The organism is Amycolatopsis sp. NPDC004625, assembly GCF_040609695.1.
Taxonomy (GTDB): Bacteria; Actinomycetota; Actinomycetes; order Mycobacteriales; family Pseudonocardiaceae; genus Amycolatopsis.
The window spans coordinates 256666-280955 of the sequence record NZ_JBEXKX010000002.1; the positions used below are offsets into that span (position 1 = coordinate 256666).

General features: G+C 68.9%; 29 protein-coding genes. 19 read left to right on the forward strand and 10 right to left on the reverse strand.

The annotated features are described in order from the left end of the window. The first annotated feature begins 79 nt into the window (after positions 1-79). The 3 genes from ABZW17_RS03085 to ABZW17_RS03095 all read left to right on the forward strand — a co-directional run bounded on the left by ABZW17_RS03085 (position 80) and on the right by ABZW17_RS03095 (position 2326). Positions 80-442: a metalloregulator ArsR/SmtB family transcription factor gene (locus ABZW17_RS03085; protein WP_354809062.1), complete on the forward strand. Its 363-nt coding sequence runs from the start codon at positions 80-82 to the stop codon at positions 440-442. A gap of 505 nt (positions 443-947) precedes the next feature. Continuing rightward, positions 948-1610, forward strand: a complete 663-nt coding sequence (locus tag ABZW17_RS03090) for a hypothetical protein (protein ID WP_354809064.1) — start codon at positions 948-950, stop codon at positions 1608-1610. Positions 1611-2080: 470 nt separating this feature from the next. Beyond that, positions 2081-2326, forward strand: a complete 246-nt coding sequence (locus ABZW17_RS03095; protein ID WP_354809066.1) for a hypothetical protein — start codon at positions 2081-2083, stop codon at positions 2324-2326. On the opposite strand, the gene ABZW17_RS03100 is transcribed toward ABZW17_RS03095, so the two are convergent. The 4 genes from ABZW17_RS03100 to ABZW17_RS03115 are packed head-to-tail and all read right to left on the reverse strand — an operon-like array spanning position 2316 to position 5406. Then, positions 2316-2810: an NUDIX domain-containing protein gene (locus ABZW17_RS03100; protein WP_354809068.1), complete on the reverse strand. Its 495-nt coding sequence runs from the start codon at positions 2808-2810 to the stop codon at positions 2316-2318. The genes ABZW17_RS03095 and ABZW17_RS03100 overlap by 11 nt on opposite strands. 54 nt (positions 2811-2864) lie before the next feature. After that, positions 2865-3680, reverse strand: coding sequence for an endonuclease/exonuclease/phosphatase family protein (locus ABZW17_RS03105; RefSeq protein ID WP_354809070.1), 816 nt, complete (start codon positions 3678-3680; stop codon positions 2865-2867). Then, positions 3671-4303 (reverse strand): dTMP kinase, encoded by a 633-nt coding sequence (gene tmk / locus ABZW17_RS03110; RefSeq protein ID WP_354809072.1) that lies wholly within the window; start codon positions 4301-4303, stop codon positions 3671-3673. Before tmk ends, ABZW17_RS03105 begins: the two co-directional genes overlap by 10 nt. Then, positions 4300-5406, reverse strand: coding sequence for a radical SAM protein (locus ABZW17_RS03115; protein ID WP_354809074.1), 1107 nt, complete (start codon positions 5404-5406; stop codon positions 4300-4302). The genes tmk and ABZW17_RS03115 overlap by 4 nt, the downstream gene beginning before the upstream one ends. Before the next feature lie 175 nt (positions 5407-5581). Here ABZW17_RS03115 and ABZW17_RS03120 point away from each other — a divergent pair, with 175 nt between their 5' ends. Continuing rightward, entirely contained in the window at positions 5582-6622 is a 1041-nt protein-coding gene (locus ABZW17_RS03120; protein WP_354809076.1) for a LysR family transcriptional regulator, read from the forward strand. On the opposite strand, the gene ABZW17_RS03125 is transcribed toward ABZW17_RS03120, so the two are convergent. The 3 genes from ABZW17_RS03125 to ABZW17_RS03135 form a co-directional block, all read right to left on the reverse strand. After that, the gene (locus ABZW17_RS03125) at positions 6598-7398 is read right to left on the reverse strand and encodes a Scr1 family TA system antitoxin-like transcriptional regulator (RefSeq protein ID WP_354809078.1); all 801 of its coding nucleotides are present in this window, start codon (positions 7396-7398) and stop codon (positions 6598-6600) included. The genes ABZW17_RS03120 and ABZW17_RS03125 overlap by 25 nt on opposite strands. After that, positions 7398-7778, reverse strand: a complete 381-nt coding sequence (locus ABZW17_RS03130) for a hypothetical protein (protein WP_354809080.1) — start codon at positions 7776-7778, stop codon at positions 7398-7400. Before ABZW17_RS03130 ends, ABZW17_RS03125 begins: the two co-directional genes overlap by 1 nt. Before the next feature lie 98 nt (positions 7779-7876). Beyond that, positions 7877-8461 (reverse strand): hypothetical protein, encoded by a 585-nt coding sequence (locus ABZW17_RS03135; RefSeq protein ID WP_354809082.1) that lies wholly within the window; start codon positions 8459-8461, stop codon positions 7877-7879. A 193-nt stretch (positions 8462-8654) separates the two neighbouring features. Between ABZW17_RS03135 and ABZW17_RS03140 the strand changes: the two genes are divergently transcribed. Continuing rightward, positions 8655-9914 (forward strand): helix-turn-helix transcriptional regulator, encoded by a 1260-nt coding sequence (locus ABZW17_RS03140; protein WP_354809084.1) that lies wholly within the window; start codon positions 8655-8657, stop codon positions 9912-9914. Here the strand turns inward: ABZW17_RS03140 and ABZW17_RS03145 are convergent, their stop codons facing one another. The 3 genes from ABZW17_RS03145 to ABZW17_RS03155 form a co-directional block, all read right to left on the reverse strand. Further along, a complete protein-coding gene (locus ABZW17_RS03145; RefSeq protein ID WP_354809086.1) occupies positions 9915-10562 on the reverse strand; it encodes an HAD family hydrolase in 648 nt (215 codons plus the stop codon). A gap of 129 nt (positions 10563-10691) precedes the next feature. Continuing rightward, a complete protein-coding gene (locus ABZW17_RS03150) occupies positions 10692-12029 on the reverse strand; it encodes an FAD-binding protein (RefSeq protein ID WP_354809088.1) in 1338 nt (445 codons plus the stop codon). Between the two features lie 149 nt (positions 12030-12178). Further along, complete coding sequence (locus ABZW17_RS03155) at positions 12179-14278, reverse strand: tetratricopeptide repeat protein (protein WP_354809090.1); 2100 nt, start codon at positions 14276-14278, stop codon at positions 12179-12181. A 336-nt stretch (positions 14279-14614) separates the two neighbouring features. Between ABZW17_RS03155 and ABZW17_RS03160 the strand changes: the two genes are divergently transcribed. From ABZW17_RS03160 to ABZW17_RS03225, 14 genes are all read left to right on the forward strand, one after another. Further along, entirely contained in the window at positions 14615-14950 is a 336-nt protein-coding gene (locus ABZW17_RS03160) for a DUF6355 family natural product biosynthesis protein (protein WP_354809092.1), read from the forward strand. 347 nt (positions 14951-15297) lie between these two features. Beyond that, positions 15298-15690: a hypothetical protein gene (locus ABZW17_RS03165; RefSeq protein ID WP_354809093.1), complete on the forward strand. Its 393-nt coding sequence runs from the start codon at positions 15298-15300 to the stop codon at positions 15688-15690. Next, positions 15684-16676 carry a hypothetical protein gene (locus ABZW17_RS03170; RefSeq protein WP_354809095.1) on the forward strand — a complete coding sequence of 331 codons (993 nt, stop codon included), beginning with the start codon at positions 15684-15686 and terminating at the stop codon, positions 16674-16676. Before ABZW17_RS03165 ends, ABZW17_RS03170 begins: the two co-directional genes overlap by 7 nt. A 112-nt stretch (positions 16677-16788) precedes the next feature. Then, entirely contained in the window at positions 16789-17490 is a 702-nt protein-coding gene (locus ABZW17_RS03175) for an SAF domain-containing protein (RefSeq protein WP_354809097.1), read from the forward strand. Further along, positions 17490-18353: a carbon monoxide dehydrogenase maturation protein gene (locus tag ABZW17_RS03180; protein WP_354809099.1), complete on the forward strand. Its 864-nt coding sequence runs from the start codon at positions 17490-17492 to the stop codon at positions 18351-18353. Before ABZW17_RS03175 ends, ABZW17_RS03180 begins: the two co-directional genes overlap by 1 nt. Then, complete coding sequence (locus ABZW17_RS03185) at positions 18350-19711, forward strand: ATPase, T2SS/T4P/T4SS family (protein ID WP_354809101.1); 1362 nt, start codon at positions 18350-18352, stop codon at positions 19709-19711. Before ABZW17_RS03180 ends, ABZW17_RS03185 begins: the two co-directional genes overlap by 4 nt. A gap of 185 nt (positions 19712-19896) precedes the next feature. Then, positions 19897-20613: a type II secretion system F family protein gene (locus ABZW17_RS03190; protein WP_354809103.1), complete on the forward strand. Its 717-nt coding sequence runs from the start codon at positions 19897-19899 to the stop codon at positions 20611-20613. Then, on the forward strand, positions 20610-21497 hold the full coding sequence (locus ABZW17_RS03195) for a type II secretion system F family protein (RefSeq protein WP_354809105.1): 888 nt from the start codon (positions 20610-20612) through the stop codon (positions 21495-21497). The genes ABZW17_RS03190 and ABZW17_RS03195 overlap by 4 nt, the downstream gene beginning before the upstream one ends. A 19-nt stretch (positions 21498-21516) precedes the next feature. Then, the gene (locus ABZW17_RS03200; protein ID WP_354809107.1) at positions 21517-21717 is read left to right on the forward strand and encodes a hypothetical protein; all 201 of its coding nucleotides are present in this window, start codon (positions 21517-21519) and stop codon (positions 21715-21717) included. Between the two features lies 1 nt (position 21718). After that, the gene (locus ABZW17_RS03205; RefSeq protein WP_354809109.1) at positions 21719-22141 is read left to right on the forward strand and encodes a TadE family protein; all 423 of its coding nucleotides are present in this window, start codon (positions 21719-21721) and stop codon (positions 22139-22141) included. A 42-nt stretch (positions 22142-22183) separates the two neighbouring features. Continuing rightward, positions 22184-22987: a hypothetical protein gene (locus ABZW17_RS03210; protein WP_354809111.1), complete on the forward strand. Its 804-nt coding sequence runs from the start codon at positions 22184-22186 to the stop codon at positions 22985-22987. Positions 22988-23043: 56 nt separating this feature from the next. Further along, the gene (locus ABZW17_RS03215; RefSeq protein WP_354809114.1) at positions 23044-23445 is read left to right on the forward strand and encodes a TadE/TadG family type IV pilus assembly protein; all 402 of its coding nucleotides are present in this window, start codon (positions 23044-23046) and stop codon (positions 23443-23445) included. Then, positions 23445-23879 carry a pilus assembly protein TadG-related protein gene (locus ABZW17_RS03220; protein ID WP_354809306.1) on the forward strand — a complete coding sequence of 145 codons (435 nt, stop codon included), beginning with the start codon at positions 23445-23447 and terminating at the stop codon, positions 23877-23879. Before ABZW17_RS03215 ends, ABZW17_RS03220 begins: the two co-directional genes overlap by 1 nt. A gap of 16 nt (positions 23880-23895) precedes the next feature. Next, a complete protein-coding gene (locus tag ABZW17_RS03225) occupies positions 23896-24288 on the forward strand; it encodes a hypothetical protein (protein WP_354809116.1) in 393 nt (130 codons plus the stop codon). The last annotated feature ends 2 nt before the right edge of the window (positions 24289-24290 follow it).

The following is a 24290-nucleotide window of genomic DNA, read 5'->3' on the forward strand; positions in this document are numbered from 1 at the left end:
TGGAACCTTCGCGGCCGGCCGCGGGAGCCGGGCGAGCCGCACATTGGTTCAACATAACAACGGGCGTTAGATTGTTCGTGTGAGTGACGACCAGTGTGACCTCTTGTGCCTCGACCTGGACTACGCCGAGGCGCTGCGGACCTCCTTGCCCGGTGATGAGGCCCTGCGTGGGCGCGCGGAGCTGCTGCGTGCGCTGGGCGACCCGACCCGGCTGCGGATCGCGCACGCGTTGCTGGCCGGCGACGAGCTGTGCGTGTGCGACCTCGCCTGGATCGTCGGGTCGTCGCAGGGGCTTGTCTCGCATCACCTGCGGCAGCTGCGCTCGGCCGGACTGGCGACCTCGCGCCGCGACGGGAAGCTGGTGATGTACCGGCTCACCGACACCGGCCGCCACGTCCTGGCGTTGGCCGGCGCGCCGATGAAGGAGGCAGACCCGGTATAGGAGACCACGAGCTGATGAACCCGGCCAGCACGAAGACCCCGGCGACGGCGGCCAGCTGGATCTCGCAGACCTGCCACAGCCGCTGGGGCACATCCTCGACCTGGCCGGCGTGTTCTACGTCAGGCCCGCAGCAGATATCGCACGAACACGACCGTGGCGAGGCTCAACACGCCAAACGCGGCGAGCGGGACGAGGGTGAGGATGAGCCGCCGTCGGGGGGTGGACGTTCGTCCCCGGCACGCTGAAGGTGCTGGTGAAGGGACGGATCGGGCGTCGGCACGCTGATGACCGCGGCGACGTGCAGGCCTATCGCGCCGGGCTCCCACCCGGCGTCACCTGCCCCAGGGCGTCAGGCACGCCCGCCGGGCGCGGGTGATCATGCTGCAGAACATCGGTAGGTGGGCGGCAATCAGTATCCGAACAAGCGTTCGATGACTGTTCGGGTTCGCTTGCGGCTTTCCCACGCGGGTGTCTCCGTGCGTGTTTCGTGTGCTGGAGGTGCGTGGTGGCGGTGCCGGAAGCGGTGGCCGGGCTCGCGGCGATCCCCGGCGTCCGCACGGCCGCAGAGCTCGGCGAGCCGACCGTGGACGCCTCGACGTCCGCTGGTTCGTTGCCGGTGGTGGCGGCCCTTGCCAGGCTGCTGCCGGGTGGCTTGCGGCGCGGCAGCGCGGTGTCGGTCGGCGGCTCGATCGCCCTGGTCTTGGCCTTGCTGGCCGAAGCGACGCAGGAAGGATCGTGGGCGGCGATCACCGGCATGCCCGAGGTCGGCCCGGTGGCGGCAGCCGAGCTGGGCGTCGAACTTTACCGGCTCGCCCTCGTTCCCAACCTCGGAGCAGAGCTGGTCGCCGTCGTGTCGGCGTTGATCGACGGGTTCGACCTGGTCGTCCTCGGCCCGGCGGCCATCCGCGGGGTACAGCCGCAGTTGGCGCGCCGGCTCGCCGCCCGGCTCCGCAACCGGGGCGCGGTGCTGGTGGCTGCCGGTCCCTGGCCTGGCGCTGACCTCGAACTGCGTGTATCGAAACGCTGGTGGCGCGGTCTGACGGACGACGGCTTCGGTCACCTGGAGTTCCGTGACGTCGTGGCCACCAGCCGCGGCCGCGGCGCCGCGGTTCGCCCGCGTAGCGTCGAGCTGCGGCTCCCTGGCCCCAGGGTGCAGCCGCTGCGGTAGAGGCATCCGCTGGCCGGGCGCTGACCGAGGTCGCCGGATGATCCGCACGTCGAAGCGGCCGCACTCGAACCGGTCTGGACTCCCGCGAGGTGCTCGGTGATCAACCAGGCCGACGGCGCTGTTCGGTCCGGTGCGCGCGGCGAGTTCGGCGGGCTGATCCCGGTCCGCCCGGCTACGAGCAAGTTCGTCGTGTGCCTCCGTGGCCACCGGCTCGATCTTGACCTACGACAAGCTCAAGCCCTGCAGCCACCGCTACCGGCTGCACGGCACGCTCTGCGAGGTCTGCCGCGCGCAAGAGCTGCGATCCCGCGGCCCGGCGCCTCACCGAGCGGGCCCACCTCTACGTCACGCTCCAGCACGCTCCCGACCCTGCTCCAGGCGATGGGCTCGTCCTGGTTGCCTGTCCGCCGACCGCGGGGACCCTGGCCGGTCGGATCGAACTCCATCTCGACGGCGCCGAGGTCGGCGCGGTGACCGCGAGCCTGTGCGCGAGCTGCCGGACGGCCACCCTCGACTACGTCCACGTTGCCGCCGAGTTCCGGCGCCTCGGCTTCGGCCGGACACTAGTGGCGCGCGCCGTGGCTCGCGCTCCGTCCTACCGGTGGACGGCGCCGCTGCCGGCCGGTCCGGTGGCGCAGTTGTTCCGTGCCCGGATCGCTATGCGCCGACCTGGTCAGCGCTGCGTCCACGTCGGCCCGGCTGACCTCATGCGGTGAGGGCCAGGGGAACAAGCGGGAAGCGGTCGTCGAGGAGCGTCCGCAGAAGGTCAGGCAGCTCCGCAGGCAGGAGCTTGTCGCGGCAGGTCGAGACCGCGGCGGCCGACCACCAGCGACGCTCGATCAGACCGACGCGTTCGTTGGCGGTGTGGCGGAGCGCGACCTGCGGTGCGTCCCGGTCGGTGCGGGCGAGGTAGACGTGGTCGAGTCGGTGGTGTGCGCGGCCGCGGTAGGTGAAGCGGCTTTCGCGGGTCCAGAGCTTGCGGCCGATCTCGTCGACGACGAGGCCGGTTTCCTCGGCGATCTCCCGGCGGGCGGTGTCCTCGAGCTCCTCGCCCGGGTCCCGGCCGCCGCCGGGGAGTTCCCACCAGTGGTGATCGGGGTTGTCGGGGTCGCGGGCGTGGATGAGCAGCACTTCGTCGTCGTGGTTGAGGAGCAGGACGCGGGCGCCGACCCGCAACGTCGGTTCGCTGGCGACGGTCATCCGGTGGGTCCTCGTACTCGGCGGCTGATGTGGCGGCCGGCACGAGCACCCTGGCTAGAACAGTGTTGCCTCGCGGTCCGCGGCCGGGTCGGACGTTATCAGCGGCGCGAGCGCGGTCAGCGTCAGCTGGACGGCGAGTCCCGAATGGTCCGTGAGGGCGGGGTTCCCGGCTCGAGTGTTGTGGACGTAGGCGCAGCTGGCGAGCCGGGGGAGAAGTGGGGTGGAGGCGTGGGCGTGGTCGTAGCGGTAGCCGAGTTCGGCGCGGCGGGCCCAGCTGTGCTCGACGGCGGTCGGGTGCAGGGCGCTGAAGAGGTCGGTGAGGCCGTGCCGTTGGGTGAGTGCGGTGTAGAAGGCGGTCTCGAACGGTGCGAATTGCCCCGGATGGGGCGGCACGTGCCCGGGTTCGAGGACGTTGAGATCACCCAGCAGTAGGACGGCGGCGTCGTCCCCGGTGGCTTCGTACGCTCGGTGGAAGGCCTCGATCCATTCGCGTTTGCGGGTGGTTTTTGCTTCGGTGGCGTCGCGGGAGGGGACGTAGGCGCCGAGGATGCGTATCGGACCGTCGTCGGTGTCCAGCGCGATGCCGGCCAGCCGCGCTGGCAGGTAGGACATCGACGCGCCGATGGGGTCCACCGTGCACTCGAATCTGGACAGCAGCATGACGCCGCGTTCCTTGTCGGCGTGTTCGGGGAAGGTGACCGACCAGCCGGCGTCGCGGTAGGACTCGGCGATCAGCTGGGTGCCGGGCCCGGAGCCGGTCTCGGTGAGCACGAAGACGTCCTCGTCGCGGCGGGCGAGCCAGTCGCGTTGGCGGCGGGCTCGTTCGACGGCGGGGTTGCCGACGTTGAGAGTGAGAACGGTCAGGGGCATGCCGGGCTCTCCGTGAGGGTGCGGTGGATCAGGTCGACGATGGTGCCAGCCGTGGCGCGGGGATCGTCGGCGCACTCGATCATCTCGACGGGCCAGCCCTGGTCGCGCAGGAACGTCATGGCCGCCAGGTAGCCGAGGGTTTCGCGAAAGCTGCTTCCGGGGGTGCGTTCGAAGCGGCTGTGTCCGCCGCGGGCGCGGAGCCGCTGTTCGACGTCGGCGGGTGGAGCTTTGAGCGCGCACACGAGGTCGGGGCGGTACACGTCGTGGTTGAGTGCCCAGACGACATCGAGCGGGATGTCGTCGAGCCCCTGCAGGACCAGCGACGATGCCGCGTATCGGTCGCAGAGCACGATCTTGCCTTCGGCTAGGGCCGGGAGGATCTCGCTGGCCAGCTGGTGGTGACGGTCGGCTGCGCAGAGGCAGGCCAGAGCCATGTCGCGGTAGGTGTCGGTGCCATGCCGAGCCAGATCACCCAGCGGGGAGCGCGACGGCTGGACGGTGGCGTGCACGGGAACGCCGTCCGCTCCGAGGAGCTCGGCGACCAGCGCAGTGATCGTCGTCTTGCCGACGCCGCCGGGGCCTTCGAAGGTCACTAGCTTGCCCGGCAGCCGCGGCGCGCTCACGCGACGTCCAGCGGCAGCAGCCGGCGGGTCTCGGCGGTGACGGGGCACTGCTCGGCGTCGACGTCGCCGATGCGTCCGCCCGCGGCGACGACCGCGGCGGGGCAGCCTTTGCCACATCGGGGTTCGAAGCTGCAGGACGTACAGGTCGGGTTTGCGCCGACCTGGAACCGCTCGTGGAACCGGTACGCGTCGAGGCGGGCGGCGATGTCGCGATCGGTGAAGATGTTGCCGACGATGAAGTCGGTGTCGGGGTGGCGGGAGATCGGGGTGCGGGCGGCGAAGACGAGGTAGGGGCAGACGGTGACCTCGCCCGGAGTGAAGACGTAGATGATCGTTCCGGCCTCGCAGCCGGCGAGGGGCTTGCCGTCGGTGTTGGGAAAGCGGATGTGGGCGATGTCGAGGTCGGGGCCGTCGAACGGCGCGGTCAGCTCGAAGATCTCCTGCATGTGCATAGTGGACTTGGCGAGTTTCCGCTGGGACCTTACGCCGCGGCCCATGCTGCCCAGCGGGTTAAGCAGCACGTAGCGGGCGCCGTTCTCGCGGGCGAACGCGCACAGCTGCACGTACTCCTCGTTGGCGGCAAGGGAGTTCGGCGTGCACAGCAGTCCTTGCAGGAGTCCGGCCGCGGCGAGTTTGCGGACGTTGGCCACGGTCACGTCGAAGGAGGCGCGGTCGCCGCGGAACAGGCCGTGGGAGTCGGCGGCGAACCCGTCGAGCGAGACGTTGACGTGGACTCCGGCCGTGGCGAGCTGCTGGATGAGTTTGTCGTCGAGCTCGGTGGCGTTGGTGCAGATGCCGACGTCGATTCCGGCGTTGCGGAAGGCGTGCACGATGCCGAGGAAGTCCGGGTGAACGGTCGGCTCACCGCCGGTCAGCGTCACCCGGCGTACCCGGGCGTCGGCCAGCCGAGGGACGACCTTCTTCACGACCTCGGTCAGCGGCATGTCCTTGCCGCGCTTGGTGGCGGAGACGAAGCAGTGCGCGCAACGCAGGTTGCACCGCTCGGTGATCTGGACGAGTGCCTTGCGGTAGGGGGTGTCGACGGTGGTGCGGAAGTAGCAGCTCGACGCCTGCTCGTCGACGGCGATCGGACGGACGGTCATCGTTCGGACCTCCAAGTCGGGCGAGCGGTGGCGGTGGCTCGAGTAGACCACCCGGTGCTCGCTGGAGCAATAAATTGACTAGTAATGCTCGAAAGAAAACTTTGGAGCATTATGGCTACACTTGCTCGAACTAAAACTGGAACTATCCGGCTGGAAAACAGGCGAGGAGACGCTGGTGAGGGACTCGGAAGTCGCCGAGCTGCTCGGCTTCCCCGCGGAGCTGCTGGACACGAGTCTCGATCAGCTGCGGACGTTGGCCGTCGTGCACGCCACCGGCAGCGCGCAGCGCGCGGCCCGGGTTCTGCGGCGGTCGCAGTCCAGCGTGCAGAAGCAGCTCGACACGCTGAACGACGCAGCGATCCGCCTCATGGGCGAGGCGCTCGTGGCGAAGCAGGGACGTGGGAAGGACTTCCTGTTCACCAGCTCGGGCGACGAGGTGGTCGCGCTGGCCACGAGCACGCTGCGCGCTTGGACCGAACGCGTCCATGGCGCCCGCCGGCGGGTCGGGTCCACCATCACGGTGGGCACCACCGAGTTCACCGTCGAGTTCCTCGGCCAGGTGTGGCCGGAGCTGCGTGACACCTTCGAACGCCGCGGTATCCAGCTCAAGATCGAGCACGTCCGGACCCGCGACCTGAAGACCAAGTTGGACGCCGAGCAGGTCGATCTCGTGTGCGGCTCGTTCGCCGCCGAACGCGGCCGCGGTCCGGACGTGCCGCACGACTTCCTCGAGTGGCACCGCGAACGCGTCGCCCTGCTGACCAACCTCACCGCCCGCGAGATACCTGACCGGCCGGTGGCGCGTGACGCGCTCGCCGGCCTGCCGCTGCTCGCGCCGACCGCGGGTCTCCTGGCCGATTTCCTCACCCGCTGGTACGGCCCCGAGTACCGCGGCAAGCTCCATGTGGTCGCCGACATCGACGCCCTCAACTACGGCCTGAACCTGCTCAGCAGCAAGCTGATGTTCGGTTGCCTGCTCACGACCGAGCGGGTCGCCGACGCGGCTGTCGAAGGCCGGTTGCCCGGCGCGAACCTCCGCAAGGTCCAGCTCGGCGGCGGGTACGAACCGGCGCTCGAAATCGTCACCGGGATCTTTGCTCGTGCAGGTGAGCGGCAGCGGTATGCCGCTGATCACCCGCTCAACTTGCTTTGGGAGGCGTTCGCGGCGGCCGCTCCGGCAGGCCGCGCCGCTCAACATGACGACGTCGGCTCGTAGGAAACAGCTTTCCGCTGAATCGCATCGAAGGTTGCCTTGTACTGTTGTACCGTCGTCGGATCGGACAGGTAGACCGTCGAGTGGGCGTGCTTCAAAACGACGGTGGACGCCTTCTCCGTGGTCTCGTAGATGATGAAGGGCTCGATTGTTGCAGCGATGGACGTCTCGGCGGTGACGATTCGAGTGTCGACCCGCCGTTCGCTACCCGGATTGGTGATGGCCTGAAGCTGCGTCTGCAACACCTCCGGCGGGACGCATTCCAGCGTCAGTGCGGCGGAGCCGAGCAGGAGGGTGTGCCGGTGTCGAGGATCTCGGTCGACCTGCCGCACGCGCCGGGCGAAGATCTCCTGATCGACCTTGTCGGGCTGTGGGGTGGGTGCGCCCGGCAGCGCGTGAGCGTAGTCGAACGTCTGCAGAAGATCCGGCACGATCCTCGGTGCCCACTCATAGGTGTGGAGGGTGAACCGGTCGTACGCGCGCTGGATCGTGAGGACGTCGGAGTCGATCCTTTCGACGTAGCTCGCGCGCTCGGCCATCGCATGAAGCCGGATCAGGAGGTGGGATTCGGTGGGCGGCACCTTGAGCAGGCCGAGCATCCAGCCCAGGGGGATCGCCGGGATGCGCCGGTCTCCGTTTTCCCAGCCCGACAGGTGGCTGGGGCTGATATCCAACAGGCGAGCCAGTTGGCGAAGGCTCATTTTCCGAGCACTTCGATGTTCTCGTAATGCGCGGCCGATCACGTAGAATCCGGGGTAGTGCAGAGATGATTCGGGCATCACAATTGCCGTTCTGCGAGAAGAAGGTCGTGCGGAGTCAGCACGATGCCGGCGTCGACGTCCGCGGCGTGGGATTGCAGGATGTCCCGTAGCTCGTCGAGGTTGTCCGCGAAGTCACGTTGCTCATCTGTCGTCACCGTCCTGTCCTGGATTCGGTGTACAAGCAAGCTGATTCGAACTTGCGTTGCCAGTAGCGTGTCGACGAGTCGAGTGGTTTCGCGGGACATCGGAGCTCCGGTCGATCGTGGTGGTGCTTCTGAAAAGGACAGGCGACGTAGCCCGATGAGTACGCGTCCTAGAAGAGCGAACTCGGGAACCTCGGCAGCCAACAAATCGGCCTCGGATGGCCATCGGAGTTCTTTCGGTGCCATGATGTCCATCCCGGACTGGCTCTTCTGGCCAGACCTGGCGTCGCCTCGCCTGCGGTAGGGGCGGCGGAGTTGCGGTCGGGGCAGCAACTCCGCCGCCGGTCTGGGGGTTATCCGTGCTCGATCACATAGCTGACCGCCAGTTCGAGCGCCGCGCTGTGATCCGATCCGGCTACGGGGACATTGGTGACTTCGAGGCTTTCGGCCACCCGGCGAACCCAGCGATCAGCGAGGCGCCGGAACCCCTCGTCGTCAGCCACCTCGTCGGTCGCGGTGGCTTCGACCATCGTGCGAAAGAGCAGGTTGTAGTTGGAACTGTGACTGTGGACCAGCTTCTCGAGCTGATCGATCTCCGTCGGGCTGGGCTCCTCGCCTCGGTGTTCCAGCGCGGCGCGGTAGTACGCCAGCGCGTCGGGGACAGCACCATTCACCAAGATGACGTCAGCGTGGACCCAGGCCTCCAGCTCATCGCTGATGCCCCGAGTGATGAACCACATCGTCGACGCCCAGGAGTGGTTGTACAAGATCGGTATCCCGAGCCGTTGAGCCCGCTCCACGAGCGCGGCGATCGTGGCGACCTGGTATCCGTTTCGCCGAAGCTCCAGAGCCAGGCGGGAAATGAACGTGCTCTTGCCCGTCAGGTGCGGGCCGACGATTCCGATGGTCAGCGGCCGGTCGGAGGCCCCGGGCATCATCGGATCCGCCTTTCCGCGTTCCTCAGATCAGGTAGTGCTGCGCCGGATACCGGCTTGGCGGTTGTGGTCACCGGTTCCCTCCTGCATTGTGACGTCGGAACGATCACCATGGGACCCTGACCAGCTACGATGCGGGAAGGGGGTAAACGCCGAACCCGTCGATTTACCCCCTGCGAACGGACCGGAGAACGACGTGACTGACGATCAGGCCGAGACGCGGCTGGCTGCCGACCATCTCGTGCGGGAGATTCGTCGTCTCCGCTCGGCTGCGGAGCTGAGTCAGTCCGACCTGGCCCGGCGGATCGGTTACACGCGCAACTACGTGTCGATGGCCGAGCGAGTGGGGCGCAACCTGCCGTCGCGCGAACTGGTCGACGCACTTGACCGTGGCCTGGGCACCGGCGGCGAATTGCGCCGGCTGTGGGAGGCCGCGAAGCACGAGCAGGCGGAACTGCGACGCGAAAACCGGTCGCCGCGCACGACTCAGCTCCGGGACGACGCGGTGCGCGCAGGTATCCCCGCGCTGCGGCGGGCGCTGCTGGCGTGTGATGAGCCGGAGGACGGCCCCGTTCGCCCAGCAGACGTTCTGCGTACAGCTGTCGCCAGGGTGACGGAGCAGCGTGTTCAAGCGCGCTACGCGCAGCTGGTCACCGACCTGCCTGATCTGCTGATGGAGCTCGGGCGAGCGCGCCACACGGCAACCGATGAACTGGAACGCAGCAGTAATACCGAGCTGCTCATCTTGGCTTATCGAGCGGCCGACGGCTTAGCCTTCAAGTACGGCTACACCGACCTGTCGGCGCAGATCATCACCGCGATGCGACTGGCTGGTTCCCAGATCGATCGGCCATTCCTGGATGCTGCAGTCGCGTATGTACGTACGGAGATGTTCTTCGCTGCGAAAGATCTGGAAACGGCGCATCGCTCGCTCGTCCGCGCCATCGATCGGGTTCCGGCATCACGGTCCACTGTGGACAGCGCTGTCGCACGCGGATCATTGGCGATGCGAGCTGCCGTCGTCTCCGCACGTGCAGGTAAAGCGGAAGAGGCCGGGGAACACCTCGCCGATGCATACCGGGCCGCCGAGTGCGCGCCCGAAGGTGTCTACCTGGGAACAGCCTTCGGCCCCGCTTCGGTCCGGATCCACGAGGTGGCTGTTGCGCAGGAGCTGGGCGACAGCCCGACCGCGGTTCAGCGGGGGAGCGGCTGGCACCCGCCGCGCGAGCTTCCGGCCGAGCGCCGATCGCACTTCTACATCGACTTGGCCCCGGCGCAGCTCGACGTCGGGCGGCTCGACGACGCTTTTGCGTCCCTCCAGCTCGCCAGGCGCGTCGCACCCTTGCACACCCGGGAGCACCCGCGGGTCAAGGCGGCGCTGCGGTCGCTCCTGCGCGGACAGCGGACGGTGAGCGACGAGCTGGTGACGTTCGCCTCTTGGGCCGGCGTGTCGTGATCAAGTTCGGGCGATCAGGCCGGCCAGCTCGTTCAGCGAGTCGATGACCCAGTCGGCGTTGGCCAGCACGGCGGGGTCGTCAGCCCACAGGTGGCCCCAGGGACCGCGGCGGATCAGCGCTGTCCAGAGCCCGGCGGCGTGACCGGCGACGACGTCGTTGTCACGGTGGTCCCCGACGTAGAGCAGCTCGTCGGGAGCGACGCCGGCCAGCTCGATGACGCGCTCGAAGAAGGCGGAATCCGGCTTGGCGACGCCCCACTCGGCCGAGGTCGCGATCGCGTCGACCGGGAGGTCGAGTTTCCGGAGCAGGCTGCCGGCTTTGGCGGTCTGGTTGCCGGCGAGACCGACCCAGACCCCCTTCTGCCGGAGCTCGGCCAGGGCGGGCCGGACGTCGGGGTAGAGGTCGCTCTCTTCGATCTGCTCGCCGTTACCGGTCTCCTCGCGACGCTGCCGCTCGGCGGCGACGTCGAAGTCCGGCCTGAAGTACCGGAACGTCTCGGCGTTGTCCCGGCCGGACGCGGTGACCGCGCCGAGCACGGTCGAGAACGTATGCCGGCCGACGCCGATCCAGTCCGCCCAGGCGTTCCACTCGCGCGTGTCGTCGAGCACGGTCTCGCCGATGTCGAGGACGACTGCCCTCACCGGCATGGCACTTCCTTCCCGTCGGAGACGTTCCGTGCTCGAGTCTGTCACCCCGCTGCTGCTACGGCGGGCTGCACCCCTGACCAGGACGAGCTGGCAGCTCCATTGGAAACCGGTCGCCTGTAGCCGATCGGATCACGCGAAGCGGCGTGGGAACAAGTTCGAAGGGTCGTACCGGGCTTTGGCGCCGGCGAGGGCTGCTCGGGCCGTGCCGAGGTGACGTGTCCAGTCATCGGGGGTGAACGGGATGGCCCCGGTGGGGTAGCTGGTGCCGCCCGCGCAGACGGCGGTGTCATACCAGCGTCGGTTCCCAGCCACCATGTCCTGGGCTTTCGCTGCGTCCGTCGCGAAGCGAAGTCCGGCAACCAAGTAGACCGTGCCGCCCTCGGGCAGCCGGAATAGGGGAGTGCCGAACGCTGCGGTGGTCATCGGGTAGATGAGGATCAGCCCGGACGCGCCCAGGTCGGCCTGTTCGAGGTCGATCATGATTTCGGTCGTGAACGTGTCGAGTTCTGCATCGGGCAGCAGCAGGTTGGGCCACGGGTGCGGCGCCTGCCATTCGCCGGTTCCCTCGAGGTAGGTTACGGTCTCGTCGAGGCGGGTGGCGAATTCCCAGTAGCTCAAGTCCTCGATTTTGTCGCGGGAGGCCACGAAGCCGACCCCCCTGACGAGCGGGTCGTCGTCGGGTTCGTGAGGTGGGGTGTAGTACGAGGCGGCGTCCAGCATGTACACCCAGCCGTCCGGTGTCGGCAGGATCTCTCCCTGCAGGAAGTCGAACCGGCCGTCGGCGAGCAGGCGGCGCTGGTTGGTGAGCAGCTCGCCAATGGTGGAGTAGTAGACCTTGTAGCGCCGCACGCGGGCGGGTGCGGGTATCAGCGGCAGGGTGGCTCGCACTATGACACCGCATTGACCGAAGCCTCCCAGCACGGCGTGGAAGAGGTCGGGTAGTTCGGTCGGTGAGCAGTGGCGGAGTGTTCCGTCAGCCGTGACGACGTCGAGCGCGAGCACGTTGTCGGTTTGGACTCCGTACCGATGGCTGGTACCGCCGATTCCACCTGCTGACAGCGTGCCGCCGACAGAGGTTCCCAGGTAGTCGGTGAGAACGCGCGGGGTCAGCCCGTGCTGGAGCGTGCGTGCGAGAAGTGAGTTCCAGGTCGCGCCGGCGTCGACGGTCACCTGGTTTTCGGTGAGGTCGCGCACCTCGTTCAGGGCGGTCAGGTCGATGACCAGACCGTCGCGCACCTGCGCCTGTCCGAGGCTGGTGTGGCCGCACCCACGCGGCACGACCGGGATGTTGTTGGCCGCAGCGATGGGCAGGACGAGCTCGATGTCGGCTGCGGACCCGGCACGGAGAACCGCGAGCGGCGGATGGTTGACGATGCCGCCGAAGTCGGCCGCCGCGAAGGCCGTCGCGGCGGGATCGGTGACCACCGTGCCGTCGAGACTCAGGTGGGAAAAGAGGTTCGAAATCACGGCGTTGTCCCGTCTTCCAGGGTGGCGATGCTGGCGCGCACGACGGCTTCGGCGGGGTCGCCGCGCTGTTCGAAGATGGTCGCGGCCTCTTCGAGCCGGCTGCGCGCCATGGTGCTGTCGCCGAGGGCGGTCCACGTTCGCGCGAGCGCTCAGAGGGTGTCTGCTTGCCCCTTGTCGTCATGGGCGGCCTTCTGCATGGAGAGAGCTTCTTCGAGTCGACGCAGGGCATCGTCGAGCATGCCGGCGGCGAGGTAGGTCGTCCCGAGCTGGTAGAGCGAGAGTCCTTCTCCGTACTTGTCGTCGATGGACCGGCAGAGCGAGAGTGCGCGGCCGGCGTACTGGAGGGCGTCTTCGGTGTGTTTCTCGCCGCGGCAAAGGTCGGCGAGATGCACCAGAGCCACCGACTCGGCGTGCTGGTCGTTCTGTTCGCGGTGGATCACCATGCCGCGTTCCAGCGCGCTCCTGGCCAGGCTGACGTCCTCCATGTCCGCGTGCGCGAGCCCGATACCGATGTGGCACCAAGCCGACCTGGTCGGTTCTCCTTCGTATTCCAGTAGGTCCAGCCCTCGGCGGAACGCATCGCGTCCGTTCTCCGGGTCGCCCAGCCCAAGCGAGACGAGGCCGAGACCCATCAGCATGTCCGCCTGCAGACAGGGGCCGCCGAGCTTGGCCGCGGCCTCCAGGCCCAGGCGGTAGGTGCGTTCCCAGATCGTCCACGGCTTGCGGAGGTGGAAGTAGGAGAAAAGCGCCTGCGAAAGGCCGTAGGCAAGATCAGGGTGCCCGATCATGAGGGCGAGCTTGACCACGGAAGGAAAGCTGGCCAGTTCACGTTCGCACCAGGCGAACGCCTCGGCGTAGCCCGGCAGCGCGGTATCGACGGCCTGCGGCCGGAATGGCTCAAGGGCACATCCCGCCGCGGCAGCGGTGTCGAGGTACCACGACAGCTCACGTACTCGAGCTCGCTCGATCTCCTGCGCGGCGTCAACGGCGAGAGCCTGCTCGGATGCGTACACCCGCAGCAGATCGTGCAGCCAGAAATGGTCCCGGCCGGCTTCCTCGATCAGGTGGCACATGGCGAGCGCACGCAGAAGGCGTGCGGCCTCGCCGGACGGTACGTCAGCGAGTGCAGCGGCCGCCGGAACGCTGATCTCCTTGCCAGGATGCAGACCGAGCATGCGGAACATCCGCGCCGCCGGACTCGGTAGCGCCCGGTAAGACCAGGAGAAGACGGCCCGGACATCGGCGTCCTCATCCGACGCCAGGGCGGCGAGCCGCTGTCGCTCTTCGGCAAGGTCTTCGGCGAGCTCGGACAGCCGGATGGGGTGCGCGGCTATCCGTTCCGCGGCGACCGCCACGGCGAGCGGGAGGTGACCGCACCGGTCGAGAACAGCCTGCGCGGCTGCCGGCTCGTCATCGACCCGCGGACCCACGACCTCTTGCAGCAACCGGAGCGAATCGCCAGGGGTGAAGGGGGTCAGGGCCAGCTGCGTCGCTCCCGCGCGCACCACCAGCCCGGTGAGCATGACCCGGCTCGTCACCAGGACTGTGCTGCCGGCCGCGCCGGGGAGCAGAGGACGTACTTGCTCCGACGAGACCGCGTTGTCGAGCACCACGAGAAGGCGGCGGTCGTGCGTCATCGTGCGAAACAGCGCGGCCCGCTTGTCCTCGGTGGAGGGTACGTCCGCGGGAGTCAGCCCGAGGGAAATCAGGAAGTCCTCCAGAATTTCGGCGGCGCTGGCCGGCGCCTGGTGTCCGGAGTGACCACGAAGGTCCGCGAACAGCTGGCCGTCCGGAAAGCGACCAATCTCCCGGTGGGCCCAGTAGAGGGCCAGGGTCGTCTTGCCTACTCCAGGTGGGCCGTGGACTGTCGCGATCGACAGCCGGTCCGCATTCTCCGAGACCACGTCGAGGGCCGTCAGCTGAGCGCATCTCCCGACAAACCGGCCCGGCGCTGCCGGCAGCTGTGCAGGGCACATCACCGCGGCTGGCGGATCACTCTCGCGTGGACGGGGAATCAGGGCCAGCAGTTCGCCATCGGCTTCGAGCGCGTTGTCGCAAGCCTCAGCCAGTTCCGTAGTCGCGGCGCGGCGTCCGTGCTCGACGTTGGCGAGGTGAGCCCGGCTGTAGTGAGTGCGCGTGGCAAGTTCCGTCAGGGTAAGCCCGCGAGCGATTCGCGTGACCCGAAGTTCGGATCCGAAAGTCTTTCGGCTCTGACCTTCCGGTCCCCGTGTTTCATGTTTCTGGTACATGAAAACAGAAACCCCCTGGTAATCGCGGTCGTTTCAGCAGATCCTGGGATGGAAGCGCCAAACGACGGATACGTACCCCTCGCAGGTAAGCGTAGCGCCGCGGAAGCTTCGAGACTGGCAAATCGCGGGACGCCGCGGGCAAGATCGTCCACGAGGCGGATGGTCGAGTACTCAAGGTGATCGTTTCTCGGCCGGGTCCACCGAAAGGGTGAACTGGCTGAGGGTGCATAGGCAGCTGTCTGTGACTGCTCCGCCTCACTCTTGGGGAGCTCCACCTGTTCGGTCGTGCTGACACCTGCGCGACGTTCTGGTGGGCCCACAATTCTGGGAGAACAAATGTCCATTTCGACTTGTCTTCAGCGCGCTTCCGTTATCGGAGCGATCGTTGTGTCCTTCGGCTGCTCGCTGGCAATGGAAGTGTCCGCTGCGCCAGCGTTGGACAGGATTGCGACACCTGGCTGCGGTTACATCGGCGGAGGTGAGTACGTCCATTGTGACAACGGTTCCAGGTCGACCGTGATGCTCGACGTGGAAGATATCTTCTTCAATCTGTACCACTACTGCGTCGGGCCGGGAACCACGGACATCCAGCCGGTGATTCGGTGGCGCGTGGTCGGCGCTTGGTGGAACGGTGGAGTGGGGTGTGACCCGGGCTACTACGGTCCCGCGTGATTTCGCAAAGACCGAATTTTCCATCTGCGGAATCGGGCAGTGGCTGCGAACACCGCCGTCATGCCTGCTCGTGAAGCGACGCTGTCCAGTTCGTCGGCCGACCGCCCTGCTCGTCCCACCGACGGGTGAACTTCGGAGGAGGTGGCGTCGGCGGCATGACGGGCGATTGATCATTCGCAAGGGAGGGAGAGCTCATGAATCTGCGTCACGGTGCCGTAGGTGCCTCTTTGATATTGCTGCTCGGAGCATGCAGCTCCACCAGGCCGAGTGGGCCACCGGCACCTCCGAGTACGGCGGCGACCTCGAGCGTCCGGCCGCAGGCAGCGGATGAAGCGGGAGAACGTGCGGTGGAGGCGTACCTCGGCATGTGGAACGACATGGCCGGCGCCGCCGTGACCTCGGACTGGCGATCCCCGGAGCTCGCGTTGAACGCCACGGCCGACGCCCTGTCGAGGATTTCCCGCGGCCTCTACGCCGATCACTACAACGGACTCGTCACCAAGGGGAGACCGGTCAACCACCCGACGGTCGAATCCGTCGAGCCTCCAGTTGCTCCAACCACGGTCGACATCGTCGACTGCGGAGACGACAGCCAGTGGCTCAAGTACCGCGCCGATACCGGTCAGCGGGCCGACGACGGGCCGAGCGGACGTCGCCACATCGACGCGAAGGTCAAGAAGGCCGTGGACGGCTCCTGGAAAGTCGTCGACTTCGCGATCCAGGACGTGGGGACATGCTGACGCGAGCGCCGGCGGTCGGCGGAGTGATCGTCACCCTGCTGTTGAGCTCGGCGACGGGTGCGTCTGCGGGTGGCTGGGGTTCCGTCGACTGCGCGCAAGAGCCGACGCCCTACTGCGAACTCGGAGCCGGGAAGACCGGAGAGGCACCGGGAGGCACCGCACGGGTGCCGGACGAGCCGAGCCGAAAAGGCGGTGGCGGAAAGACCACGCCGCCGCCCGGTGACCGGATCGTCGGAGACAACCCGCCCATGGCGAACTGCTCGTACGTCCGAAGCAATTTCCAGCCGCCGTCGAACGGCGTCCAGACCGCGGCGTCCCACGGTGCTGCGCGGGTTCCGCCAGTCGTTCTCGCGTCCGTACAATTTCCCGGCGAAAGCACCTTGGTCGCCCAGCAGGGTGGGGCCTGGTACGTCTACCGGTGCACCGGTCCAGGATTTCACGACGGCCTGTACCGAGCGCCGATCTGGCTCCCCGACGGGACGGCTCCTGCTGAAGCGGCCTTGCCTTCTCCGCAGAAGCTGGCTGAGCAGGCTCGAACCCAGCTGCGGCTGCCGTCTCCGCATATCGAAGCCAACCCGGCCGGCGACAAGCTGGTGAGCTTGCCGACCTGGTTGTGGCTGGACCGCGGCAGCTGGGCGACGCGGCAGGCGACCGCGGCCGTTCCCGGCGTATCGGTGACGGCGGTGGCGACGCCGAAATCCGTCTCCTGGTCGACCGGCGACGGGGACACCGTGACCTGTTCCGGCCCGGGCACTCCGTTCGAACCCGGGGGAGACGCTTCGGCGGCGTCCCCTGATTGCGGCCACACCTATCGCCGGTCCTCGGCGACAGCACCGGCCGAGCGGTTCCCGGTCACGGCGACGATGCATTGGACGGTGACCTGGGCCGGAGCCGGGGCGAGCGGCACGTTCCCCGACTTGACCACGTCAGCGACGGCGGCATTCCGGGTTGCCGAGATCCAGGCGCTCGGTACCTCGCGCCGCTGACCGACCGAGCCGGTCATCGACAGCCGGCTCGCACATCTGGATCCGCTTCCGAGCTGTGCACCGATTCCGATGACGTGCACGGCGCGGCTCAACCATGCCCGGGAGGCATCTCGTGACCAGCATCAGTACCGGTGACCACGACACGAGGACCGAAGCCGGTTCGGTGTCGTGGTTGGGGAAGAAAGGTCGACTGTCCGCGGTGCCGGCCGGCCGGCGGACGCGACGGCGCCTGCCGCACCTGTTCGTCGGTCTTCTGCTCGTGTTCGCGTGCGTCGGTGGCTCGTTGTGGTGGACCACCAGCGCTCAGGGCCGGATCCCGGTGCTGGCGATCACCCGGCCGCTGAGCGTCGGACACGTTCTGGAGCGGGCAGACCTGCGCGAGGTCGAGATATCGGCCGCGGACGCGATCGCGACACTGCCTGCGGAGCAGATCACCGCCGTACTCGGGCGGCCGATGGCGACGAGTCTCGGCCCCGGAGCGTTGCTCACGCCGGCCAGCGTCGGCCCGGCAGCGGTACCTGCCGCAGGCCACGCCATCGTGGCGGTCGCGCTCAAGCCGGGCCAGTTCCCGCTCGAGGTCGCAGCCGGGGTGCCCACCCTCGTCGTGGTCACCGCCCCGTCGGCCCCGGTTTCCCCGGCGTCGGCACCGGCGAGCGGGCAGACGTGGCCTGCCACCGTGACCGGTCTGGTCAAAGCCGAGTCCGACCAGACCACGGTGATCTCGCTGCAGCTCTCGGGCGATGCCGCACTCGCGCTCGCTCGGGTGCCGGTCGGGCAGGTCTCGCTGGTCATGCTCGCGGGTGGTGAGCGCTGATGTTGATCGCTCTCGCCAGTGTGAAGGGCTCGCCGGGCGTCACCACGCTCGCGGTCGCCTTGGCCGCAGGCTGGCCTGCCGACGTTCGTCGCTTGATCGTCGAGTGCGATCCCGCCGGCGGTGACCTCGCGCAGCGATTCGGCCTGGCCGCGACGCCGGGGCTGCTCAGCCTCGCCGCGGTCGCTCGACAGCCGGTGGATCCCGACATCGTCTGGAACCACGTCCAACCGCTTCCCGGCGACCTCCAGGTCATTCCGGGCCCTTCGGGAGGACAGCAGGCGCGTGCCGCACTGAGCACCCTGACCTCGCCGACCTCGCCGCTCTACGGCATCGCGCGCCGACCGGCGGTGGCGATGTTCACCGACTGCGGACGCCTGGACCCGGGTTCGCCGGCCGAGCCGCTCATCCGAAACGCGGACTTCCTGCTGCTGATCTCCGGCACCTACAGCGACGAGCTCGCTCACCTCGCCACCCGCGTCCACGACATCGGCCACGCAGCCTCCCGGGCATGCCTGGTACTCGCCGGCCGTGGACATCCGACTCACGCCGTCGAGCGCGAGCTGGGCATCCCGGTCATGGCGCGAATACCCCACGACCCGAATGCAGCCGCGCGCTACACCGGGCGAGCGGCGGCCGGCCGACGGCGGGCGGGCGGGCTCGACCGAGTCGTCGGCGCCGTCGCTCTAGCTCTATCCGGTGGGACCACTCGCGAGCCGTCCCCGCCGGTCCCGGACTTCGTGCAGCAGGTGCCGGGCATACCCACCCAGTTGACAGCGGCATCCGGCGTTCGTGTTCTCCCACCGCCAACCGTGCGCAACGGCCACCCCCACGCCGGCGCATCCGGGAAGGAGTTCCTGTCATGACCGTGCTCGATGAACATCGCCGGCCCGATCCGGGATCCAAATCCGCCCCCGAGGCACGCTTGCGGGAGTTCCTGCAGCGCACGCTCGCCGACGAGCTACCCGGCCGCGCCGGCGCCGTGGCCGAGCCGATGACTCCGGCACGGCGCCGCGAGTGGGCTCGTGACGTTCTCCGCGCCGGGGTGGCCGCGCACAGCGAGGCCGAGCTGCGAGCAGGCCGGATACTGCTGTCTCCGGACGCCGAGGCGCTGCTCGTCGAAACCGTCCTGGACGAGGTCTTCGGGCTGGGCGGGCTGCAGCCGCTGCTGGAGGACCCAGCGGTCGAGACGATCAACGTCAACAGCTTCGACCGCGTCTTCGTCCAATACGCGGACGGCACCCGCGCCCAAGTGGCTCCGATCGCCGCGTCGAACGACGAGCTGACCCACCTCGTCCGCACCCTCGCCGCCCGGGCATCTTCGGAAGAACGCCGCTTCGACCGCGGCTCGCCCGCGCTCAACTTGCAGCTGCCCGGCGGCGAGCGCCTGTTCGCCGTGCTCGGGCTCACTGCCGGCGGGGTCACCGCGTGCTCGATCCGCCGGCACGGCTACCTCACCACCAGCCTCGCCCAGCTGCGGCGCCGCGGCACCCTCGACGTCGGCCTCGAGCGGATCCTGCGCGCGCTCGTGCGGGCCCGCAAGAACGTCCTGATCACCGGCGGCGCCGGGTTCGGCAAGACGACGTTGCTTCGGGCGATGGCGGCCGAAATGGATCCGCTCGAGCGAATCGTCACCATCGAGGACGCCTTCGAGCTCGGCCTCGGGCTCGATCCGCGCCTGCACGCCGACGTCACGGCTCTGCAGGCCCGGCAACCCAACGTCGAAGGCGCGGGGGCGATCAGTCAGGCCGAGCTCGTGCGCTGGGGCCTGCGGATGTCACCGGACCGGGTGATCGTCGGCGAGATCCGCGGGCCCGAGGTCATCCCGATGTGCAACGCGATGTCCCAGGGCAACGACGGCTCGATGGCGACCCTGCACGCCAGCAGCTCGAAGATCGCTTTCGCCCGGTTGGCCTCGTATGCCGCGCAAGGCGCCGAGCGGTTGTCGCTGGAAGCGACGGCGCTGCTGGTGGCCTCCAGCGTGCACTTCGTCGTGCACCTGGCCAAGGCTGCCGACCGCACGACCCGGGTTGTGTCCTCGATTCGTGAGGTCGTCGACGCCGACGGCGGATCCATCGTCTCCAACGAGGTCTACCGCCCCGGCTCGGACCTCCGGGCGCGTCCGATCGCCGGCGCACTGCGTGCGGACACGCTCGACGACCTCGTCGCCGCCGGATTCGACCCGGACCTCCTGGGCGCGGCGGAGGGGTGGTGGGCCGCATGACCGGCACCCTCATCGGCAGTCTCACCGGACTCGGCAGTGCCGTGGGCCTGGTCCTCGTTATCGTCGGCGTCCGTCGGCCACAGCTTCCGCCCGGCGCGCTGACCTCTCGGATCGCGAGGTGGCGAGGCGATCGAGCTTTACTGCTCCGGTCCGGTGCAGCCCTTGGCGTCGGCCTGCTGGCCGGCGTGACGACCGGCTGGGTCGCCGGAGGCGTTCTCGCTACGGCAGCAGCGTGGTTCCTGCCCGCGCTGGTCGGGCCCGACCGCGTCCACGCCCGCCGGGTCGCGCGGATCGAAGCCGTGGCGTCGTGGACGGAGATGCTGCGCGACACCCTTTCGGCCGCCGCTGGGCTCGAGCAGGCGATCCTCGCCACCGCCCCGCTCGCGCCGGCGGCGATCCGCGAAGACATCGGTCACCTCGCCGCGCGGCTGCGGAGCGGGCATCGGCTCGGGCCGGCGTTGCGACGGCTGGCCGAGGAGCTCGCTGAACCGACCGCGGACCTGGTCATCGCCTCACTGGTCCTTGCGACCGAACACCACGCCCGCCAGCTCGGCGACCTGCTCGGCTCGCTGGCGGAAACCGCGCGGACCCAGGCCGCGATGCGGATGCGCGTGGAAACCGGTCGCGCCCGGACGCGCACCTCGGTGCGGGTCGTCGTCGCCACCACGATCGCGTTCGCCGTCGGCGTCGTGGTGCTCAACCGCGCCTACCTCACCGCCTACGACAGCCCGCTCGGCCAGGCCGTCCTCCTCGTCATCGGCGCGCTGTTCAGCATCGGGTTCGCCTGGCTGACCCGAATTGCGGCCGGCCGGCCGTCCGCCCGGGTGCTCTCGCTGACCGACCCGCCTCAGCCCGGACCGACCGCTGCTGCGGCGGCGTCGTGGGGCGGTGAGCGCGCATGACCGCCGCGGTCCTCTTCGGCCTCGGAGCCGGCCTCGGTCTCTGGCTGGTCTTGACCTGGGCGATCCCACCGCAGGCCATGCTCCAGAGCAGGTTCGCCGACTCGACGGGCACTATCGGGGTGGCCGTGGCTGTCATCGAGAACTCGTGGGCCATCGCCCTGGCCAGGCCTCTCCTACCTGGCCTGCGAGCTCTCGGCTTGCCCGGCCGTCGGCTGGCTCGCGATCTCCGAACCATGGGTCGCGGCGCCGACACCCACCTGGCCACGAAGATCATGCTGGCGTGCGCCGGTCTGCTGACGCCGTTTCTGGTGCAAGGTGTGCTCGCGGTCCTCGGCGGGCCCCTCGGCTTCGAAGTGCCGCTGGTGCTCGCGCTCGTGAGCGCGGCCGCCGGCTTCATCGCGCCCGACCTCGAGGTACGCGGTAAGGCCACGCGCGCACGTGCACAGTTCCGCGCCGCGCTGTCGGCGTTCCTGGACCTCGTCTGGATCACCCTCGCCGGCGGCTCAGGTGTCGAAGCAGCACTTCTGGCAGCTGCGGACGTCGGTAGGGATGGCGCTTTCGCCCAGCTGCGCCGAGCCCTCGACAACGCGTCGTTGACCCGCACGGCACCGTGGACGACGTTGCAAAGGCTCGGGGAAGACCTCGATATCGCAGAGCTCGCCGAGCTGGCCGCATCGATCTCCCTCGCCGGTACCGAAGGCGCCAAGGTCAGAGCCTCACTGGCCGCAAAGGCGGCGGCGCTGCGCACCCACCTGGTTGCCGACGCCGAAGCCGAGGCCCAAGCCGCGACCGAGCGTATGGCGCTGCCGGTCACTCTGCTGTTCCTCGGCTTCCTCGGGTTCATCGCCTATCCGGCTGTCACCCAGGTCCTCAACGGCCTCTGAAAGTCCACAGGAGACAATCATGTTGATCTACTGCCGAGCACTCTGGACGATCGTCACAGCACGAATTCTGTTGCTGCGTAGGAACAGGGACTGTGGCGAGATCACCACCACCGTCATCGTCACGGCGCTCATGGCGGTCCTGGCCATCGCCCTGATCGCGATCATCGCCGCGAAACTCACCGCCAAAGCCAACAGCATCGACCTCGGTCTCGGCGGTTGACGTGGCCACGAATCAGGTCAAGGCGACGGCTTGGCGCGTTCGCCGCGAGTCGTCCGGCGAGCGCGGCGCCATCGCCGCCGAGCTGGTGATCGCGACACCGTTACTGCTGCTCGCGCTGATGGCGATCGTCCAGTTCGCCCTCTGGTCGCACGCGACCCACGTGGCTCAAGCCGCGGCTGCCGAAGCCCTCGCCGCGGCCCGCGTCCAGGACGGCACTGCCGCGGCCGGCCACGCGGCCGCCCAGCAACTGCTCGACGACCTCGCACGCGGGCCGCTGCGGTCGTCGCAGATCGCTGTCGAGCGGACCGCGACCTCGGCGTCGGCCAGCGTGCGCGGCGAGGTCGCTGCCGTGCTGCCCGGTGTGCACCTGCGTGTGCACGCAGAAGCCGCCGGCGAGGTCGAGCGATTCGTTCCGGACTCGTGATCGAAGGGGGAAGACATGTCACAGCTCGGAAAACCGGACGCGGTGACCGTCGGCGACTTCGCCGACGGACCGGACATCATGCTGTGGAATCCCGGTGTCACAACGAAACGATGGCGCCGGCAAGTCGTGCGTGTTCTCCTCGCGCGGTTGCTCTCGATTCCCTGCGCAGCAGGGTTCATTCTGCTCAGTACGTGCGCCACGGACACCCTCGGCGGCGCGCTGGCCACCGGTGGTGCGGTAGCGCTCATGCTCAGCGGCCTCTGCGACGCGGCGATCACAGCTTCTCACCTCGCGACCGATCACCCGCGGGGGTGCCGCTGTCGTCTGGAGCGCGTTCCCGGCGAGTTCTTCCTCCGGAGCGATGACTTCGTCAACCTTGGTGCGGCGGCGCACCGCACGGCCGGACTGCTCGTCGACCTGACCGGCGAGCTCTACGTCACCCCGGCCCGCAGCTGGATGGACCCGGAGCTTCCCAACCGGGTGCACCAGGTGGTTTGGGACGCCCTGACCCGTTTGGTCCGGACGGCGCCTGCGCGCCGGCACGCCGCGCGGCTGTCCGCGATGGCGGGCGAGGCCGAGTTGGCGGCCACGATCGCTACGGCGATCGCCGAGTTCGACGACCAGCTCGCCGAGCTGGTCCTCCACCTGCAGGGCTGCGTCGCGCTGACCCGGGAGTGGGAGGCCAAGCTCCACCATGCCGAGCTGCAAGCCGCGTCGATCCGGCCGATGGTCGAGGTTGCCGAGGAGCTGGCGCGGTCCGTCTTCGCCTACGTCACCGCAGCTCGAGACCTGTCCGATGCCGGCCGGTTCCCGTGGGAGCGCCCGTTGCCGGAGCCGGTCCCGTGATCGCCGCGTCGCAGCTCCGCCGGATGGTCGGCTGGTGGAGGAACGAGTGTGGGGCGGTGACCGTTGAGACGGTGTTGCTGGCGCCGGTCCTGGTGATGCTGCTGGTGTTCGTCGCCGTGGTCGTGCACCGCGGTGTCGACGCCCGGCTGCGGCTCGACGACGCCGCGCATCAGGCCGCGCGTGCCGCGAGCCTGCAGCGCACGCCGACGGCGGCCGTGACTGCGGCGCAGGCGACCGCCATCTCGGCGCTGGCCGATGCCGGACTTGTCTGCCGGGACGCCGCGGTCAGCACGACGACCTCGTCGAGCCCGGGCAGCAGCGTAGTCGTCAGCGTTCGTTGCACCGTCGACTTCGGCCAAGCCTTCGTCCTCGGTGTTCCCGGTAGCCGGACGCTCAGCGCCGAGGCCACCGAGGTCGTCGACGCTTATCGCTCCCAGCCGGACACCGGAGGCGCATGATGGACGCCCGCCGCGCAGCCTGCTGGCGGGCGGACGACGGTCAGGTTTCGGCGTTCGTCGTCGTGCTGATGGTCGGGCTGCTGGTGCTGGCCGGCCTCGGCCTGGACGGCGGCCTCGCGCTCGCCGCGAAGGTTCGAGCCAGCGGGCAGGCCGAGTCCGCCGCCCGCGCCGGCGCGCAGGCGATCGACCTCGCCGCCTACCGGGCCACCGGCGCACTCCGGCTGGTGCCTGCCCACGCCGACGAGCTCGCTCGGCAGTACCTCGCCGGCGTCGGCGCCACCGGCACCGTGACGGCCACCGTCGACACCGTGTCCGTCACCGTGACGGCCAGCCAGCGCACCCAGCTGCTGTCGCTGATCGGCATCCCTGCGATCGGCGCCCACGGCAGCGGAGCTGCCCATCCAGAGCGCGGCGTCACCGAGCCGGAACCCTGATTCGAGGAGGAAAGCCATGATCACGACCGAGGAGATCGAGCGGCGCGTCGAGAAAGTCGATGCCGAGAAGAGCGCCCGGAGGACGGCTGCTGCCCGGGAGGTGGGCGAGCTTGCCGGTCGACGAGCGGCGCTGGTCGAGCAGCTGGCGAACGTCGAACGCAAGCTCGGCGCCGTGCTCACCGCGGCCGCCGACGTCATCAGCCTCGACGAGCTGGCCGAGTTCACCGACGTTCCGGCCGCCGACCTCACCTCGTGGCTGACCGTCGGCAAGCCGCGAGCCCGGCGAGGCCGGCCGCCGGGTACCCGCCGGCCGAAACCGGACGCTCATCCCGCGCCCTCGCCGGCTGCAGTTCCGCCGGAAGTGCGACCAGGCCCGCCGGCGCCGGTCGTGCAGGGAACGCGAAGCTGAGC

Excerpts from the sequence above, each read along its gene's own strand:
- ABZW17_RS03100 (WP_354809068.1), bottom strand. The coding sequence starts at position 2,810 with ATGACCGTCGCCAGCGAACCGACGTTGCGGGTCGGCGCCCGCGTCCTG.
- ABZW17_RS03105 (WP_354809070.1), bottom strand. The coding sequence starts at position 3,680 with ATGCCCCTGACCGTTCTCACTCTCAACGTCGGCAACCCCGCCGTCGAA.
- ABZW17_RS03115 (WP_354809074.1), bottom strand. The coding sequence starts at position 5,406 with ATGACCGTCCGTCCGATCGCCGTCGACGAGCAGGCGTCGAGCTGCTAC.
- ABZW17_RS03125 (WP_354809078.1), bottom strand. The coding sequence starts at position 7,398 with ATGCCCGAATCATCTCTGCACTACCCCGGATTCTACGTGATCGGCCGC.
- ABZW17_RS03130 (WP_354809080.1), bottom strand. The coding sequence starts at position 7,778 with ATGGACATCATGGCACCGAAAGAACTCCGATGGCCATCCGAGGCCGAT.
- ABZW17_RS03135 (WP_354809082.1), bottom strand. The coding sequence starts at position 8,461 with ATGATGCCCGGGGCCTCCGACCGGCCGCTGACCATCGGAATCGTCGGC.
- ABZW17_RS03145 (WP_354809086.1), bottom strand. The coding sequence starts at position 10,562 with ATGCCGGTGAGGGCAGTCGTCCTCGACATCGGCGAGACCGTGCTCGAC.
- ABZW17_RS03155 (WP_354809090.1), bottom strand. The coding sequence starts at position 14,278 with ATGTACCAGAAACATGAAACACGGGGACCGGAAGGTCAGAGCCGAAAG.
- ABZW17_RS03160 (WP_354809092.1), top strand. The coding sequence starts at position 14,615 with ATGTCCATTTCGACTTGTCTTCAGCGCGCTTCCGTTATCGGAGCGATC.
- ABZW17_RS03170 (WP_354809095.1), top strand. The coding sequence starts at position 15,684 with ATGCTGACGCGAGCGCCGGCGGTCGGCGGAGTGATCGTCACCCTGCTG.
- ABZW17_RS03180 (WP_354809099.1), top strand. The coding sequence starts at position 17,490 with ATGTTGATCGCTCTCGCCAGTGTGAAGGGCTCGCCGGGCGTCACCACG.
- ABZW17_RS03185 (WP_354809101.1), top strand. The coding sequence starts at position 18,350 with ATGACCGTGCTCGATGAACATCGCCGGCCCGATCCGGGATCCAAATCC.
- ABZW17_RS03195 (WP_354809105.1), top strand. The coding sequence starts at position 20,610 with ATGACCGCCGCGGTCCTCTTCGGCCTCGGAGCCGGCCTCGGTCTCTGG.
- ABZW17_RS03200 (WP_354809107.1), top strand. The coding sequence starts at position 21,517 with ATGTTGATCTACTGCCGAGCACTCTGGACGATCGTCACAGCACGAATT.
- ABZW17_RS03220 (WP_354809306.1), top strand. The coding sequence starts at position 23,445 with ATGGACGCCCGCCGCGCAGCCTGCTGGCGGGCGGACGACGGTCAGGTT.
- ABZW17_RS03225 (WP_354809116.1), top strand. The coding sequence starts at position 23,896 with ATGATCACGACCGAGGAGATCGAGCGGCGCGTCGAGAAAGTCGATGCC.